Genomic DNA, 15784 nt, shown 5'->3' with positions numbered 1-15784 from the left:
AATTATACGTCAAACGTGCGTAAGTTTGACGTTAATTGTTATACAACATATTTTCTTATAGTCGCTTGATAATTTTTATTACTTAGTAATAAATTGTTGTAGGTAAATATTTATCACTACCTTGTATACACCTAAATATCAACCAAATATGAAATCACAATTTCTCTACACTGTCATCGTCATATTATTTCTTGTTTCTTGTAAACAAAAATCTTCCAAAGTATCATCCTTAATAAACTATCAAGGAGATGAAACCTTTTCTGTTATCTATGGAAATGCTACTATAGGTCACCTTAAAACCCATATAGCTGGAGATACCATTCAAATAGATTACGCATATAAAACCAATGGTCGCGGACCTACCATAAAAGAAACAGTTGTGTTAAATACAGACGGCTATCCGGTTCAATGGGATATTACTGGAAATTCAACGTTTGGGAATCCTGTCGATGAACACTATACCATGGCTGAAAGCCTTGCTTCATGGACAGATGCCACCGGTAGTGATAGTACAACCGTAGACAAGGCCTTATGGTATATCAATCAATCTGGAAGTCCTTATTCAATAATTCTTACAGCACGAAACCTGTTAAAATCTCCCGATCATTCGGCAGATGTACTACCCGCAGGCTCTCTAAAGCTAACAGAAATGGAAAAAACAAGTATTACTGTTGATTCCATCACCCTAGATCTTACCACCTACGCAATGTCTGGAGCTGATTTAAACCCTTCTTATTTTATTGCTGATAGTGATTTACGTTTATTTGCTTTGATTAGTCCATCTTTTATTATGATTCGCGAAGGATTTGAAGAACATGAAAAAAAACTAAGGGGGTATGCCGAAAGATATTCCACAGAACGATTTGAATCACTACAAAGAAAATACGCCCATAACTATGGCAAAAATGTTCGTATTGACAATGTCAAAATATTCGACCCAAAAACATTAGCACTCACACCTCTATCATCAGTTTTAATAGATGGTGAACATATCGTAAGTATCGATGCCCCTAATACTAAAGGCGATGGTGAAATAGTCATTGATGGAGCTAACGGTACATTGGTAGCTGGTATGTATGAAATGCATGCACACACAGCAGATGAAGATGCCTTATTGAATGTACTAGCTGGAGTGACCTCTTTCCGGGATATGGGGAACAACAATGAAGTGTTGGATGAGTTAGTTAAAAAAATTAATTCTGGAGTTTTAGCAGGCCCCAGAATACATAGGCTGGGTTTTATTGAAGGGCAAAGTGAATACAATGCAAACGGTGGGATTTTGGTTTCTAGTAAAGAAGAAGCTCTTGCAGCTGTGGACACCTATCACGAGATGGGTTTTTACGGAGTAAAACTATACAACTCCATGAACGGAGATTGGGCGCCAGACATTGTCGATAAAGCACATGAGTATGGAATGTTTGTATGCGGACATGTCCCAGCATTCTCCAATGCAAATGATATGTTAAGGGCTGGTTTCGATGAAATGACACATATAAACCAAACCATGTTAGGCTGGGTATTAGAACCCGATGAAGATACACGAACACTACTTCGTCTTACGGCCTTAAAAAGATTTCCAGACTTAGACCTAAATAGTCCCAAAGTGCAAGAAACACTAGAATTATTTGTAACGAATAATACAGCAATAGACCCAACTTTGGCAATACATGAAGTATTAATGAAAGCTAGAAATGGAGAAGTCTGGGAAGGCACTAATGATATAATAGACCACATGCCTCCAAATGCACAGCGTGAATTTAAGGTTGCGCTGTCAGATGTGGCTACCCCAGAAGAAGACCAAGCTTATCGCGAGGGGTATGAAAAAATTATAGAGACCTTAAAAATGATGAAGGAAAAAGGAATCTTTATCGTACCCGGGACTGATTTGGGAGGGGCTTTCTTTTTCCATCGTGAATTAGAGCTTTACCAACAATTAGGTTATACACCAGCAGAACTTTTGAAACTGGCCACCTATGATATGGCGCAATATTTAGGAGATCAAGACCTAGGAAGCATTGCACCTGGAAAATTAGCCGATTTCTTCTTAATTCCTGGAAATCCAGTAGAGGACATCAAAGCTATAAAAACAATTTCTATGGTCTCTCGAGGTGGTACAATCTACTATCCTAGTGAAGTGTATCCAGCCTTTGGTATTAAGCCTTTTACTACAATACCTAAAGTGGTGGAAGAATAGAAAGATTAAACAATAGTTTATAACGCGCTACAATATTTAACACTCAAAATTTCATTAAGAATGATAACATCTTTTATAGCAAAGTTTTCTGAAATACCTAATTATGTTAAAAGTAGAAGTACTAGATATCCAAGATATGGTTGTTAGAGAATAATCAATTAAAAACGACTCACAACATGAATAGTTATTCTACATTATAATCTACTTTATTTGGAATGAAAAGACTTTTAGAATTTATTTTTATTGGCTTGCTTTTTTGGGGTTGTACAAATAAAAAAACTGAATTAGTCATTCTTGGAACTGTTCATCAGCCTGTTCAAAATTTTACACCCGACAGCCTTTACAATATCTTGGTTAAAATTAAACCAGACTTGATACTTTATGAAGTGGATTCTTCATTCTTTACCAAAGAATTTAACTTTAAGAAAACCTGGGAAAGCAATGAAAATATTTCCACTGTAAAATACATGAACAACTTTAATGTAGATGTAAGACCATACGGATTTACAGGAAGAAACGAATATAGGATAAGAATAGGGTCTCGTCCAACAGATAGCAAAGCATTCAAGTTTTTAGACAGTCTTTACAGAAATAACCAGCTGAGTGCTTTGGATAAAAGAATTTATCAAAACTTTCTTGAAGCAAATGATACTCTTAATTCATTTGCCTATTTAGGAGCAAAAGCCTTTAATAATCCTAAAACAGATAAAGCTGCTGAAATCAGGCAAAAATATCATTATAAAGAGCTTTTAAGCATAATGTCTAAATATCCTATTTTCTCTGACACATATCACGTTAAAAATGACGGTGATAGTATTAGTTATTATGAAGGGTATAAAAGAGCATCTGAATTTTGGGATTTAAGAAACCATACAATGTCTAAAAATATTTTGCACTTTATTAGAGAGTACCACGGTAAGAAAATAATTGTTTTAAATGGTTATTTTCACAGGTACTACTTAAACTCTTTAATTAAGCCAAAAGAAGAAGAATTGAATTTCACTATAAAAGAATTTTACGAGTATTAAATACAAATCGTACCACAAATTAATCACTCGCTCTCCCCTACTTCTGAAGGTGATAAATTACATACGGAGAAACTGTAATCCATATGAGAAACAGTCCCCAAACACGCCCTTTTAAAATGTTATAGTCTAACAGTAACTTGCTCCAAGAATGACCTACAACATAATGACCAAACAAAAATTCGAAAATCACGGTCAACACTAACCAAAGCAAGCCAATTAATAGTGTTTGATTTGTAGATTCTGGTTGCCAAATTTTGAACAATACCCAAACATAGATTCCAAAAAAAACAATCATGCTTAATGTTGATAACTGATGCGCTTGAAGCTCGTTAAATTTATTAGCAACAACTTTTTCTCGGAACAAACCATTCAATATGGCTACAAGAACCATTGGGAACCATGCAAAAAAATACTTCCACATGTCTAATCAAAGTTTAGGGTGATTTCTCTTCTAAAATTAAACAAAAAATTAATACAAAAACTATCGTTAAGCTCCTTCTAGTAATAAACAAAGTATTACTCATTAACACTACCCTACTTCAAACTAAAAATATGACTACATTATGCACCACGTTTTAGGCAAAGTTTCACCGAGGGTAACACCAATTTTCACCGAGGGTAATTTCAGTTTTCATCGAGGGTAGCGACTACATTTGTAGTCAAATCAGCAATAAATTGACTACAGATGATGTCAATTTCACCTTGTGCCAACAGTTATAACATATTAACGCATTAGTTTTTTTAATCTAGTTTGATAAGCTTGAGTATAGTTTCTTTTTGCTTTTTCATCTAAAAAAGAGGCTTCAATTAATGCTTGTACCTTATCCTGTTTAGACGTTAAATTAGTAAACACGTTTTCTATTTGTTTTTTAGCTATGTTAGCTTCGCTTCCTAAAATATAAAACTGCTCTTTAATTTTACCTTTTGTTAAATTAGGTGGCAACAACCCCTCGTCTAATGCAAAATCTTTATCAGCTATATGTAATCTACTATTTAGTAAATCGTAAGCAGGACTTAATTTAAAATCTCCCAAAGGGGTTTCTATTAAAGAAAAGTTTTTAAAATGTGCATCGCCATTAGAAAATAAATAGTTAAACAAAATAAGCTTAAACAATTTAATAGACTCTATAGTATAGGCTGGCACATACGTTTTTAATAGTGTGAAAAGCTCTAAATAATTACCTGTGTACTTATAATCTTCGCCATGTGTTTGCGGGGTTCTACCTGCCAATGACGCAAAGTCTTCTTGAGCCCATTTGCTGCCATCATTTTTAACATCAAACCGTTTTGTTATATAAGCGGGTTCGCCATTTTTAAAAAATATTAGTGCATTTTCTGCGGTATCAATTCCAAACACTTGACGTGCTATTTGCATGGTTACATGCTCGTTTGCAGGCATTAAATAGGTGTTTTTACCAACATTTGGAATAGGCTTTAAGATGTATTGCCCTTGCTCGCCTTCTTGTATCAACCGTAATTTATTTTTATCTAATAAAACTGAAAATTTTTCTTGCACGCCAGATATAGACATACGGCTTCTATTGTCTGAAAATAATTCATCTGTAGTAGCATTATTTGTTGGCGAATCATACGATAAAACAACACTTACTTTTTTACCATTAAACACACGCCTTAAAGCTGTATTGCTATAAGTTGTGTAACCTTCTGCAAGTGTACTTGGGCAATATTTTATATCTGTAAAAATCATTATTTATTTACCGCTTTAATGGTTATCGCCCCGATTGTATCATGCATGGCTGTTACCATTAAGATACTAAAGTAGTCTTTAGCATCTATACGGTTTTCAAAACAAACAACTTGTTTATTCGAGCCTTCTGGCAACATGTTATAAAAAAAAGGAAACAGATATTTAGATGTATATTCTTGATGTGTTTTGGGTAGAGTTAAACTAATAGCTGGCTTATCTGAGTTATTAAACCATTGATCATAATATTTAAACACAAAGCTACCATTATCTAACTGTGATAATACCCCAGCAGCTTCCTTTTTATATAAAACTTGGACTTGTCGCATTAATCAGCTGTTAAGTTTTTAGTAGTAAAAATAAGTTCCATACCTAACGTATCACCTATTTTGGTTAACGTTTCCAGTGTTGGATTACCTTTACCACTTTCAAACTGTTTTAGTGTACGCAAACCTACACCTGAAAGATCTGCGAGCATTTCCTGTGTAATTTTAAGCGTATCTCTACGGGATTTTACACTTTCTATTAATGTTTTATAGTGCATTTTATCGCTCTTTTAATGTAAAAATATAAAATATTTACAAATAATCACAAAAAAAGTGCATTAAAATACACTATTGATTGATTTTCACCAAAACAACCATTAGAACACCTTAAAAAGTGCGCCGAAATGCACTTTTTAAACAGTAAAGCGAATTATTTTTTTAAGCTGTAAAAGAAATCTCACCGAGGGTAACACCAATTTTCATCGAGGGTAATTTCAGTTTTCATCGAGGGTAGTGACTTCATTTGTAGTCAAATCAGTAATAAATTGACTACAAATGTAGTCGATAATATAACAAATTACTATTTTATAATCTTTGTCTTCTTCCTCATCAAAATGTAGATTTCATAAATCTATTTTTATATGTTATCTTTCTTATTTAACGTTACAGATTCAAATAACTCTCGTGACACCTGTTTTAGATCTTGAGAGATTTTCTTTTTTAATGTTTTACGATAAAAAAGATTGTCGCCATTTGTTATAAAATCTACGTTAGATACTTTATGCGCCTTAATCAGCTTTTCTAATTGTAATTTATTTATCGACGAGTGATCACTTAAAAAGTCTGATAACTTTAATAATAGAACTATTTCTTTTTTTAATGTTTCTTTAGCTAATTCTAGTCCTTTTTCTACGATTTGTTTAATATCTAACTCAATTTCTTTTGTATCATGGTAGCTTAAATTGTCATTTTCATCTGTGTTATATTCTATTGGTGTATTACCTAAACCATTATATTTAAGCATTCTTCCTACAAAGCGCGTCGCTTGACTTATATCTTCTGAAGCTCCCGTAGTTATGTAATCCTCGCCAAACACTAACTCTTCAGCAACCAAACCTCCTAAATAAACCGCTACACGTTTTTCTATTTCGTGTTTAGCTATATATTTCCATGGCCATTTTGTATGCACATAACCAAAACTTGTAGGATCTGATGTCATGGAACAGACATGTTCTGGAACAACTTGTAATAAAATTGCAGATAAAACGGCATGACCACTTTCATGCACAGCTGTTATGGCCTGAATGTCATTTTGTTTAGGCTTACGCATATCTTCAAGAGGTGTTGACACCTTAAATGTCTTTTTATGTATCTTATGTTTAGCATTAAAATACTCCGCTATAATATGATTGTCTAAATACGTTAAGTTGATGGTATCTACATCAATATATTTAAGCATGATTTCTGATATCATTTCTGGTAAATTAGATTGCACCATAAAGTTAACTGTCGTTTTAACTGGTCTTACGCCTTGCGTTGGAAAAACACCTTCTTTATAGATTAACCCTGATAAAGCTTCAGAAAACGTTAAATAGATACCAAAACCATCTTTTACTTTTTGAGAAATTTGAGTTAGTTCATAGGCTATAATTTGGTTATAAGCTTCTTTGTTCAAGGAAGGATAAATAATATGATTATTCCCCAGCCTAGCAATTTGTTCTTTTCTAAATCGACAAGACAAGGCTCTTTTAATTTGTGGTAATGTTATTTTTAATGACGCTTCATGGAAGTTATCGGCATTTATATCTGCACTAAGAACGCCACTCATAGAATACGCTTCATCTAAATTTCCAACAACAAAAATTAAGGCTTTCGTAAATTTTTTTATATTAGGTTTTTTGGCTATTCTAATAACCTTATCTAGAAACATAATGGTCTCATCACCATCCAATGTCATAAGATGAGACTTTACGTCTTCCATTAAATAAACCCCTAATTGTCCCGAACTAAACTCAACAATATCACTATAATATATTCTTTGAACGAACTGACACGGTTGTTCTCCATCATTATCAAAGTCAAAGTGATGATCTTGTTTTTCTAATTCTGAATTAAATAGCGCAACACCTTCTACCACGACACCATTTTTTACTTTTATCCCAGCCTTTAACAAATGCTTTAAAAGCTCTACATGAGTAATAAAATTGTATAACCCTCGTTTCCAAAAGTGGTACTCTATCTTGCCTGAATCTATTAAATCCCAAACTTTACGATTGGCATCCTCATTAATTTCTTCTCGCATCGGCCCTTTTAAAGTCCTAGAATGTTGAAATTCATCAAGCATAATCATGATAGGGTTCTCTTCGTTGTTATCGGACAATTCTTCTAGATCTCTATGAAGAGAGCTATTACGCTTATCTCCTAAGTCAAACCTGTATAACTTGTTAGAGTAATGCATCAACTCTGCCATACGTTGAATTAAAGACGTTTTACCAACGCCTGTCAACCCCCAAAGATTTATAATCAATGGTCTATCTTGATAATCGTTTAATATATACCAAGGTCTGATTTGATTAATAAGCTGATCTATGGCATGATCTATTCCAAAAAACTCTTTTTTCAATTGTTTCTTAGCATATCCTAATTGTTCTTGTTTTTTTACAAAGTTGGCTTTTAAAGCATCTAACTGTTTACTCATTTTTTGGATTTTAAATTAACAACACAACAAAAGAACAATCACACTACGACAAACTATGTCGACCTAAAGAATTTACGCGTCTTCTTTAAAAAAATTAATGATTACTTTTATCTTTCTTAAACGAGCTAACGCAATGGCATGTTTTGTTCCAGTACTTTTTCCGTCCCAAAAAACAATTACTAGGTCGGCAAATTCTATCATGGCCGCATTTCTCACAAAACCTGCCGCCTTTCCAAATGTTTTCCAATCTGGCTTAACAATGGTTAACTTTAGTTGGTTCTCTTCGGCGTAACGTATCGCCAAGCGATCTGCACCTCTGGCTCCGCCGCTTATTATCTCAACCTCATCTAGTTGTCGCAACTGCAAATCACAAACTCTTTTTAAATTTTCATAATTGGCATAGGTCCTGCTTCCCGCTATTAATACTCGTAACCTCATGTTTTTGCGCTTGTTTATTTTTAAATGTTAGGGCTGTATTTTAAATTCCTTTTATAAAACAAATAAGTATGCTCGCCAATAGATGTCGTACTTAATTTTTTATGCTATATTTAGTACATCGTCACTATTTGACGTTCTAGAAATCTAAATTCGCAAACCATGTCTAAATACCATATTTCAAGACGCTTACAATTTATCATTCAATTTATTCATGATAAAAAACAAGCCTCTAAAGAGGACATTTTAGAATTTTTAGCCGATAAAGATTTTAATATTTCATCACGGACTTTAGAACGTGATTTTGAAAAAATTAAAGCCGATTTTGGTATAGAGCTTACGTATAGTAAAAACAATAACGGATATTATATAGATGAAGAGAAAAGTGTGAAGGTAGAGTCATTTTTTAGGTTTTTAGAATTAGTATCATTAGCCGATGTGTTTGCAGATGGACTTAAGAACAATAACAAAACATTAGAATATGTTCAGTTTGATGACTCTAGCCATTTAAAAGGTATTGATAATCTTGAAACTATCTTAATGGCCATTAAACAGGAACGTGACCTAGAATTCACACACTATAGCTTTCATTATAATACATATAAACAAAAGATTGTGACCCCTATAATTATTAAAGAATATATAAATCGCTGGTATCTTGTGGGAGTTCCTAAAGGTGAAAACGATATTAGAACATTTGGTATTGAACGCATTACTAATATAAATTTAGGAGAACTATCGGTAATTAACCGATCATCCTATGTACAACAAACACATCGTTTTGAAAAGATAATTGGTTTAATGTACTCTAATAAATCACCGGAACACATAGTCCTTAAGGTAACCCATTTACATTTAAAGTACTTAGAGAGTTTGCCGTTACATCCTTCTCAAAAAACGTTACCCCATCCCGATGATGGTTTTGCGGTAGTTACCTATAATTTAGTCCCTAACTACGAGTTTATCATTGAAATATTAAAAATGAGTATCGAAACTGAGGTTTTGGAACCTCAATGGCTTCGAGATCGTATAAAAAAAGAAGTTGAACAAATTTATAATAAATATAAAGACTAACTGTATGAACATTCTATACCTACACGGCTTAAACGGCAACTTAAAACCAGAAAAAAGACAGCTTTTGCAACATTATGGTTTGGTGCATGCACCTCGCATAGATTATGAAAATAATCCTGATGCTATATCTTGGTTGTATAAACAATACCAAAAGGAAAGTATAGACGTAATAATAGGTAGCAGCATGGGAGGTTTTGCAGGATATCATCTTTGCAAACGCTTACAAACACCTGCCCTCCTATTTAATCCTGCTTTAGCTCGCAGAAGTGTCCATCAAAATACGATTTCTACACCGCCAAACAACAATCATACTATGGAAATTGTTTTAGGTGCTAAAGACACTGTTGTTTTCCCTAAAGATACATTAACATATCTTGGAGAACAGATAGAAAATGAGCAACACTATACCATAAGTATTTTACCGGAATTGGAACATCGTATTCCCATACCTATTTTTGAAAATGCACTCTTTAACTTCTTTAACAGAAACCAGCTATGAAAAAACTGTTTTAGATGATATCCGAACGCCAGAAATGGTGTATGAATCAACAGAAGCTAAAAAGTTTGTGGTGGTACGAAGCTATGCTGATTTTGTTACGTATATAAAAGATAATGGACCACCACCACTTATTAGTTTTGATAATGATTTAGGGTTAGATAAAAGTGGTAAAGTTGCTCCAGATGGGTATGCCGCTGCCAAATGGCTGGTTTACGAGTCTGACTTAAACCTTAAAGACCTAAAATTTAACGTACATTCGGCAAACCCTGTGGCTGCAGAGCAGATAAGAGGACTTTTAAATAATTACATCAACTTTTTGAATACAAAATGATACATATGACCACTTTAATAGATTTTTACAACAATTTCGAAACACTTTGGGAGAAAACAGAAGAAGAACTTGATAAAGCCTTACCCAAAATTATTCATGAGCTTGAACAAAATGCCAAACCAATTGCCAATACATCTTTCGAAAATGTAAAGTCCCTTTGGGGTGTTTATGTGTTTTTTATAATTCCCAACAAAAAATTCAACGAGAAAAAACTAATAAAAGATTGGGAAAACAGTAATGAAGGCCATATCAAGTTTCCTAAAGTATGTAAATCTCGATTTGAAAAAAGCATACATAGCAAAACCACTCATTACACGTTCTACATTGGTAAATCTGAACAAGTTGGCAAACGCATTAAAGAGCATATTACCCACAACAAACACGCTTCAACCTATGGTTTAAAACTAAAAGACAGACATTTTACAAACACACATAAAATCACGTATGCTTATTGGCAACTTCCCAACACACTACAAGAAAATAATAATAAACCCATAAAACAGTTTATCATAACGCAACTAGAACGCAAATTAAGAAACCGTTTAAATCCTTGGATTGGGAAGCAATAACTATAAAAATTAGCCTCTATTAATAAGTACTTTAATTTCCCCCACTATTCTACTAAATTTACTATTTAAGTTCCTAATAAAGGCTTCAAAACCATATGAATATTTTCAAAAGCTTTATTATTAATTTGTTTATTTTCATATAAAACATTAATTCTAACACAGCTTAAAGTATTAGCTACGTCAATATTTCGAATCATATCTTCTTCATTCATGTTGCCTCCAAATACCACAACCATGTGATATTCTAAATCATCTGAAATAGTGATATTTTCACGAGAATCTAACTTAAAAGTTTTATTAAATTTGATTTCATTTCCTTTGTCGTCAACATTCTTTAACCAATCTCTTTTACTAGTCACCCAAGCTTTATTGTGATTTTTAAGTTTACGTATGAAGTTATCTTTTTCGGTTAAATAATTTTCTAATTTTCTATTCCAGCCCAAATTAGTTTTTAAATCAAAATAATGTGTAAGTACATTGTTTTCATTAATAATAGCTAAATCAGGTTTAAAGGATGTTGATTTTTCATTGCCAGGAAATCTTGTAGAAATCACTTTGTCTACAAAAAATTTCAAATCAGTTCTATTTAAGTATTGAGCTACATATAATGCAAATACATCTTCACAATACCCTGATATCGCATGAGCCATTCCTCTACGAATATGAAAACCTCCATTACCGTCAATAAGTTCTCTTGATTTATAAACCTGACATTTAATCTTTTCAATTAATTTTTCTTTAGTCATTGCATTAGTCTTTTGTTTCATAATATTGTTTTTCCTTATTTTAATCATTATTCTTTCAAATCTACCTTACCAACACGTCAACAGGTGTCGATGTTAAATCACTTTTATTGAAAAGTGAACATAACAGGTAAATGATCTGATAGTTCCCTAACAAACTTTAAGTTTTTACACGTTTTAACTAAATCTATAGCTTGGGCATTTATCTTTATAAGATATTCGTTGTAATATACATTGTCTATAGCATGATTTCTGTATTGCCCAAAATGACATTTTTGTTTAAGAGTGGTTTTTGTGTTTGACAATGCATTTTGAAACCCTATTTCATATAACGAATTCCAAACTCTATGCTTTTCAGTCAAGTTAAAATCTCCCACTATTACAACAGCTTCATGGCTTAAAGTTTTCACCAAACTAGTAAAGTGTATAATTTCTTCTTCTGGCTTATCGTAATACTTTCTAGAATGGAAGTTTACTATACTTATTGGTTGGTCTTTATCCTTAAACTTAAAATTAGCTATATAAGGTTCTCTATACATTTCATTTTCAAATTTAGATGCTAAGTAAGGCTCATTCAACATTTTTACTCTATGGGTTTTCCATAAAAAAGCATAACGCTCACTTATATGGGAAGATGGACTTTTTGTAGGGTTACTAATGGTATAATCCCATTTGCTACCCATCCTGTTTAGTTCATCAGCTATTTTAGCCACTGCTTGAGCACCTGCTGGATCTTTAGCAACGACTTCTTGTATAGCTACTAAGTCTGAGCGTCTAAGTATTTGAGCTATTTGATGAATTTCTTCTGCATTTTTTGTTCTTCCTAGGTCTCTAATATTCCAACTCATAATATTTAATGGATTATGAGATGAGACATTATTCGAAGAGTTTACTTCTTGTAAACTAAGAGCGCTATTTGATGAATCTGTAAATTCATTAAAAAGTTTATCTGAATGTGAAACTTCAGGTAAACATGAACAGAATAAAATTAATAGTAATAGACCTATTAATTTAAGATTGACTTTCACCATAGATTTTATTAAAAATTATGTTTTACTAAGTCTGAAATGTTATTAAGAGCTGCTACTTGAACAGCGACATACTTCTTTTTATTGTCTCTAATTGTTATTACTGGTTTTATAGATGCAGGTCTGTGCTTTGAAAATTCTTTAGTTTTGGCATCGGGATGACTAGTTAAGGTTTCATACAAGACATAGTTTTGAATGTTTAAAGAACTTGTGGTTTGTTTTATGTTGCAAAAGGGAGTGGATACCTTTTGAATATTTTGTATTGTTTTATTCAATTCTGGAGCAGAATTGAAATAAGGGTATTGCACTCTGCCTTGAATATAATCCACAATACTAATATCTAATATGGTTTCAATATTGCTATGTATATCATTTAGATAGTTTTTGTATAGTGTTTCAAAGACCTCATTTGTGTTATTTTCTTCAAGGATATAATTTTCATGGAATGTTAATGAAAGGTTAGGCAGATTCTTTAAAAACGTGTTTTTTTCCTTTTTGATATAATCAAGTAAAGGTTTTTTTTGAACAACATTTACAACAAATGTAGGAGAGTCAAATAAGGTTTCATTAAGAGTTTCTAAACTTTCCTTTTGCCAGTTTTTAATTTTTTCAAAATAGATTGAAAGGGCTTTGTATCTTATTATAAGGTTTTTATTCATTTCATCGAATAGCTGAAATAAGTTATCTGCAATTTCAAAACGATAAAGTTCTCTTTCATGTGATAATCTTGGGTCTTCAATAACTGTAGGTTGTTGTATAACTTCCTTTTTAGTAAATAGAAGTTTACAGCCATAAGTTATGAGTAAAATACTGCCTAATACACCAATTAAAGAACTGGGTGTTGTTATATATGATTTAAAAAATAAACTAATAAGAATAACGAACACACCCCCGGCAATAAAAGGCCAAGGATTTTTGTTACTTTTTTCTGGTTCTGCTTGGGGAATAGCAGGGGCTGGAATTTCTTGAGCTTTTAGATCTTCAAATAATTGTTTTCTAAATAAAGGGTTTTTAATTTGTTCTTCATTCTCTTCGTTTTTTAGGGCTATTAAGTCATAATCTTTTTTTACTTTTCTTAAATCCCTTTTCTTTTTACGTAGATTATATTCTTTAATGACTTTTCTTCTTATTAATGAATCATTTAAGAATGAGAAGCTAGCATTTGAATCATAGTTAAATTCACTAAATGATAAATCTACTATATCTGTAATAACAAAGGCTTCTAAACAAAATTCAGTATTAGCTATGTAATCATAAGGCGCATAACAATAGCCATTTTCTCCAAAATTTCTACCCCAGCTATTTCTTATTTTAAACAGTTTTTCTTCTTCGTTATAACCAACGATTAACATAGCATGATTACCATGGTTTTCAAAGCTTGCTTCGTCTTTCGAAGGGAATGGAACAAGGCCTGTTTTGTCTTTTGGATAAAAAGATTTAAATAGTTTTAAGCCTATTATAATTGGGTGTCCATTGGCAATCGCGTGTTTGAAATCCTTTTCGGTAATGTTAACTCTATAGGCTTTTTCTACAACTTGATGCTGTGCTTCTGTATAAGCTTCTTCTCCTGGTTTTACAGAGAATGATTCAATTTTATATGGGTAATTTTTAGAATAACATGCACCATGTTTTTTTACTGAATTAATGGTTTCCAATAATGTTGCACCCGTATCATCAGAGATATTTCCTAGGATTTCTCTGGTATTGTAGTAAATGAAAAGTTCGCTAATGTCTACATTCTTATTGTTACGTTTTGCTGCAAATTCGTAAACAGCTGAAACGGGAAATGCAGTGCAGCTTCCTAATTCTCCTTGGTCTTTTACCTTTGAAAGGTATTTAGATAAATCAATGGCTTTAGGAATAGGCTTATCTTCGAAGGAGTAAAAGTCCTCATTTAAATTTACAGGAGAAGGGATGTAACCAGACGCGTTAATTCTCTTACCTTCAACACTAAAGATGCCTTCTTCAAAAGATATGTCTAAATCAGAATAAATTTCGGTGGATTGTTCTTTTAATATTTTTAGCGACTTTTCATCATTTTTTATAGCTTGGTTGAGTTCGGTTATTTTATTTCTTAAAGCCTTTTGTCTATGAAAATCTACTCTGTTTTCTTTATCTAAATATTTATTGAAATAATCAATAATATCAAATTCTAAATCACTTATATTTAAACGCAGATTAGTCCAATTTATACCTTGTAGTTTCTTATCATCTTCACCTAAAAGATTAGCAAGAATTACTTTCGACTCACCAATTGTATAGTTAGAATCGGTAACAAATAATTCTAATTTATCTTTAAAAGAATTAATGTATTCCTCCGAGTTTGCTGTTAAATTTTGATTGTTTTCCTTACTGTAGGGGTATTTAGTAAAGAATTCATTGAAAAAATTCTGGTGCTCTGAAATAAAAGGATTACATTTTAGAATTATGTCTCTGAATTGAATGCCTTTATCATCATATATACCCTCTTCTTTAAATTTATACTGTAGTATTTTATTGGTTATGACACTTCTAAATAAGATTTCATTAAAATGAATGATACCTATACCAAAAATTTTTGTTTTGTTTTGTATAGCTAATGAAGTCTGGCAAACCATTTGGAAAACAAAAAACTCAGCTAACGCAAAGGCAAGCCAATTTGAGCTTAGGTGTAAAATGATTTTATCTGTATTTCTGTCATCTATATAGTAAATATCTTTTATTAGGTCTGAATATTCTGGAATCGTTTTTTCAAGTTCTTTTAACTCGTTTTTTATATTAAAATTATCATTGTGATTATTACTATCAAGAGAATATGTTATAACAAACAATTTTATATCAACTCCTGAAATAATCTGATTAGAGCTTAAATCCTTTATTGCTTGTAATAACTTGTTTAGTATAAAAACACTTTCTTTTTCAGCTAAAGAAACAACAATATTGACAATAACAGTGTCGCTAATGGAATCATTTACAAGACCAACTAAGTTTTTTATTTCTGCATACAATTCATAGTCGAACCAACTTTTTATGTCATCGTTATCGGAAAGTTGAAATTCTCCCTGTTTCAGAACTTTAAGTTTATTTTTATCCTTTTTCAATTCCATAGAAGAGGAAAGGATAAAACTTTCGTAAAATACTGGTTCATGATCTTTAAAATGCTTGTCAATTCGTTTGATAAGTATTTTACCTTGTTTATTAATACCAATATTTATTGAAGGGGAAGACATAAAAA

15 protein-coding genes are annotated in these 15784 nt (G+C 32.1%); 6 read left to right on the top strand and 9 right to left on the bottom strand.

The window, feature by feature from the left end; genetic code table 11:
* The first annotated feature begins 148 nt into the window (after positions 1 to 148).
* Both R3L15_RS04415 and R3L15_RS04410 read left to right on the top strand, forming a co-directional pair.
* Positions 149 to 2194 carry an amidohydrolase family protein gene (locus tag R3L15_RS04415; RefSeq protein WP_338733472.1) on the top strand — a complete coding sequence of 682 codons (2046 nt, stop codon included), beginning with the start codon at positions 149 to 151 and terminating at the stop codon, positions 2192 to 2194.
* Positions 2195 to 2409: 215 nt separating this feature from the next.
* Positions 2410 to 3222 carry a hypothetical protein gene (locus R3L15_RS04410; RefSeq protein WP_338733471.1) on the top strand — a complete coding sequence of 271 codons (813 nt, stop codon included), beginning with the start codon at positions 2410 to 2412 and terminating at the stop codon, positions 3220 to 3222.
* Between the two features lie 37 nt (positions 3223 to 3259).
* Here R3L15_RS04410 and R3L15_RS04405 read toward each other — a convergent pair whose 3' ends face one another.
* The 6 genes from R3L15_RS04405 to R3L15_RS04380 form a co-directional block, all read right to left on the bottom strand.
* Positions 3260 to 3643: a hypothetical protein gene (locus tag R3L15_RS04405; protein ID WP_338733470.1), complete on the bottom strand. Its 384-nt coding sequence runs from the start codon at positions 3641 to 3643 to the stop codon at positions 3260 to 3262.
* Between the two features lie 303 nt (positions 3644 to 3946).
* Entirely contained in the window at positions 3947 to 4930 is a 984-nt protein-coding gene (locus R3L15_RS04400) for a HipA domain-containing protein (RefSeq protein ID WP_338733469.1), read from the bottom strand.
* Positions 4930 to 5256 (bottom strand): HipA N-terminal domain-containing protein, encoded by a 327-nt coding sequence (locus tag R3L15_RS04395; protein ID WP_338733468.1) that lies wholly within the window; start codon positions 5254 to 5256, stop codon positions 4930 to 4932. Before R3L15_RS04395 ends, R3L15_RS04400 begins: the two co-directional genes overlap by 1 nt.
* The gene (locus R3L15_RS04390) at positions 5256 to 5471 is read right to left on the bottom strand and encodes a helix-turn-helix domain-containing protein (protein WP_338733467.1); all 216 of its coding nucleotides are present in this window, start codon (positions 5469 to 5471) and stop codon (positions 5256 to 5258) included. Before R3L15_RS04390 ends, R3L15_RS04395 begins: the two co-directional genes overlap by 1 nt.
* Positions 5472 to 5830: 359 nt before the next feature.
* Positions 5831 to 7891, bottom strand: a complete 2061-nt coding sequence (locus R3L15_RS04385; RefSeq protein ID WP_338733465.1) for a hypothetical protein — start codon at positions 7889 to 7891, stop codon at positions 5831 to 5833.
* Between the two features lie 72 nt (positions 7892 to 7963).
* The gene (locus tag R3L15_RS04380) at positions 7964 to 8329 is read right to left on the bottom strand and encodes a DUF2493 domain-containing protein (RefSeq protein ID WP_338733464.1); all 366 of its coding nucleotides are present in this window, start codon (positions 8327 to 8329) and stop codon (positions 7964 to 7966) included.
* Between the two features lie 159 nt (positions 8330 to 8488).
* Here R3L15_RS04380 and R3L15_RS04375 point away from each other — a divergent pair, with 159 nt between their 5' ends.
* The 4 genes from R3L15_RS04375 to R3L15_RS04360 are packed head-to-tail and all read left to right on the top strand — an operon-like array spanning position 8489 to position 10799.
* Positions 8489 to 9400 carry a WYL domain-containing protein gene (locus tag R3L15_RS04375; protein ID WP_338733462.1) on the top strand — a complete coding sequence of 304 codons (912 nt, stop codon included), beginning with the start codon at positions 8489 to 8491 and terminating at the stop codon, positions 9398 to 9400.
* 4 nt (positions 9401 to 9404) lie between these two features.
* A complete protein-coding gene (locus R3L15_RS04370; protein WP_338733461.1) occupies positions 9405 to 9899 on the top strand; it encodes a YqiA/YcfP family alpha/beta fold hydrolase in 495 nt (164 codons plus the stop codon).
* Positions 9862 to 10230, top strand: a complete 369-nt coding sequence (locus R3L15_RS04365) for a cyclic-phosphate processing receiver domain-containing protein (protein WP_338733459.1) — start codon at positions 9862 to 9864, stop codon at positions 10228 to 10230. Before R3L15_RS04370 ends, R3L15_RS04365 begins: the two co-directional genes overlap by 38 nt.
* Before the next feature lie 5 nt (positions 10231 to 10235).
* Positions 10236 to 10799: a hypothetical protein gene (locus R3L15_RS04360; RefSeq protein ID WP_338733458.1), complete on the top strand. Its 564-nt coding sequence runs from the start codon at positions 10236 to 10238 to the stop codon at positions 10797 to 10799.
* Between the two features lie 65 nt (positions 10800 to 10864).
* Here the strand turns inward: R3L15_RS04360 and R3L15_RS04355 are convergent, their stop codons facing one another.
* The 3 genes from R3L15_RS04355 to R3L15_RS04345 all read right to left on the bottom strand — a co-directional run bounded on the left by R3L15_RS04355 (position 10865) and on the right by R3L15_RS04345 (position 15779).
* Positions 10865 to 11566: a hypothetical protein gene (locus R3L15_RS04355; protein WP_338733457.1), complete on the bottom strand. Its 702-nt coding sequence runs from the start codon at positions 11564 to 11566 to the stop codon at positions 10865 to 10867.
* 83 nt (positions 11567 to 11649) lie between these two features.
* A complete protein-coding gene (locus R3L15_RS04350; protein WP_338733456.1) occupies positions 11650 to 12573 on the bottom strand; it encodes an endonuclease/exonuclease/phosphatase family protein in 924 nt (307 codons plus the stop codon).
* A gap of 8 nt (positions 12574 to 12581) precedes the next feature.
* On the bottom strand, positions 12582 to 15779 hold the full coding sequence (locus R3L15_RS04345; RefSeq protein WP_338733455.1) for a C1 family peptidase: 3198 nt from the start codon (positions 15777 to 15779) through the stop codon (positions 12582 to 12584).
* Between the last annotated feature and the right edge of the window lie 5 nt (positions 15780 to 15784).

It is taken from the genome of Mangrovimonas cancribranchiae, from assembly GCF_037126245.1.
Classification (GTDB): domain Bacteria; phylum Bacteroidota; class Bacteroidia; order Flavobacteriales; family Flavobacteriaceae; genus Mangrovimonas; species Mangrovimonas cancribranchiae.
The sequence above is the reverse complement of the archived record's forward strand: the minus strand, read 5'-3'. Positions and strand labels throughout refer to the sequence as shown.

What these genes read in the sequence shown, in the direction of transcription:
- R3L15_RS04415 (WP_338733472.1), top strand. Translation starts at nt 149, where the DNA reads ATGAAATCACAATTTCTCTACACTGTCATCGTCATATTATTTCTTGTT.
- R3L15_RS04410 (WP_338733471.1), top strand. Translation starts at nt 2,410, where the DNA reads ATGAAAAGACTTTTAGAATTTATTTTTATTGGCTTGCTTTTTTGGGGT.
- R3L15_RS04405 (WP_338733470.1), bottom strand. Translation starts at nt 3,643, where the DNA reads ATGTGGAAGTATTTTTTTGCATGGTTCCCAATGGTTCTTGTAGCCATA.
- R3L15_RS04400 (WP_338733469.1), bottom strand. Translation starts at nt 4,930, where the DNA reads ATGATTTTTACAGATATAAAATATTGCCCAAGTACACTTGCAGAAGGT.
- R3L15_RS04395 (WP_338733468.1), bottom strand. Translation starts at nt 5,256, where the DNA reads ATGCGACAAGTCCAAGTTTTATATAAAAAGGAAGCTGCTGGGGTATTA.
- R3L15_RS04390 (WP_338733467.1), bottom strand. Translation starts at nt 5,471, where the DNA reads ATGCACTATAAAACATTAATAGAAAGTGTAAAATCCCGTAGAGATACG.
- R3L15_RS04385 (WP_338733465.1), bottom strand. Translation starts at nt 7,891, where the DNA reads ATGAGTAAACAGTTAGATGCTTTAAAAGCCAACTTTGTAAAAAAACAA.
- R3L15_RS04380 (WP_338733464.1), bottom strand. Translation starts at nt 8,329, where the DNA reads ATGAGGTTACGAGTATTAATAGCGGGAAGCAGGACCTATGCCAATTAT.
- R3L15_RS04375 (WP_338733462.1), top strand. Translation starts at nt 8,489, where the DNA reads ATGTCTAAATACCATATTTCAAGACGCTTACAATTTATCATTCAATTT.
- R3L15_RS04370 (WP_338733461.1), top strand. Translation starts at nt 9,405, where the DNA reads ATGAACATTCTATACCTACACGGCTTAAACGGCAACTTAAAACCAGAA.
- R3L15_RS04365 (WP_338733459.1), top strand. Translation starts at nt 9,862, where the DNA reads ATGCACTCTTTAACTTCTTTAACAGAAACCAGCTATGAAAAAACTGTT.
- R3L15_RS04360 (WP_338733458.1), top strand. Translation starts at nt 10,236, where the DNA reads ATGACCACTTTAATAGATTTTTACAACAATTTCGAAACACTTTGGGAG.
- R3L15_RS04355 (WP_338733457.1), bottom strand. Translation starts at nt 11,566, where the DNA reads ATGAAACAAAAGACTAATGCAATGACTAAAGAAAAATTAATTGAAAAG.
- R3L15_RS04350 (WP_338733456.1), bottom strand. Translation starts at nt 12,573, where the DNA reads ATGGTGAAAGTCAATCTTAAATTAATAGGTCTATTACTATTAATTTTA.
- R3L15_RS04345 (WP_338733455.1), bottom strand. Translation starts at nt 15,779, where the DNA reads ATGTCTTCCCCTTCAATAAATATTGGTATTAATAAACAAGGTAAAATA.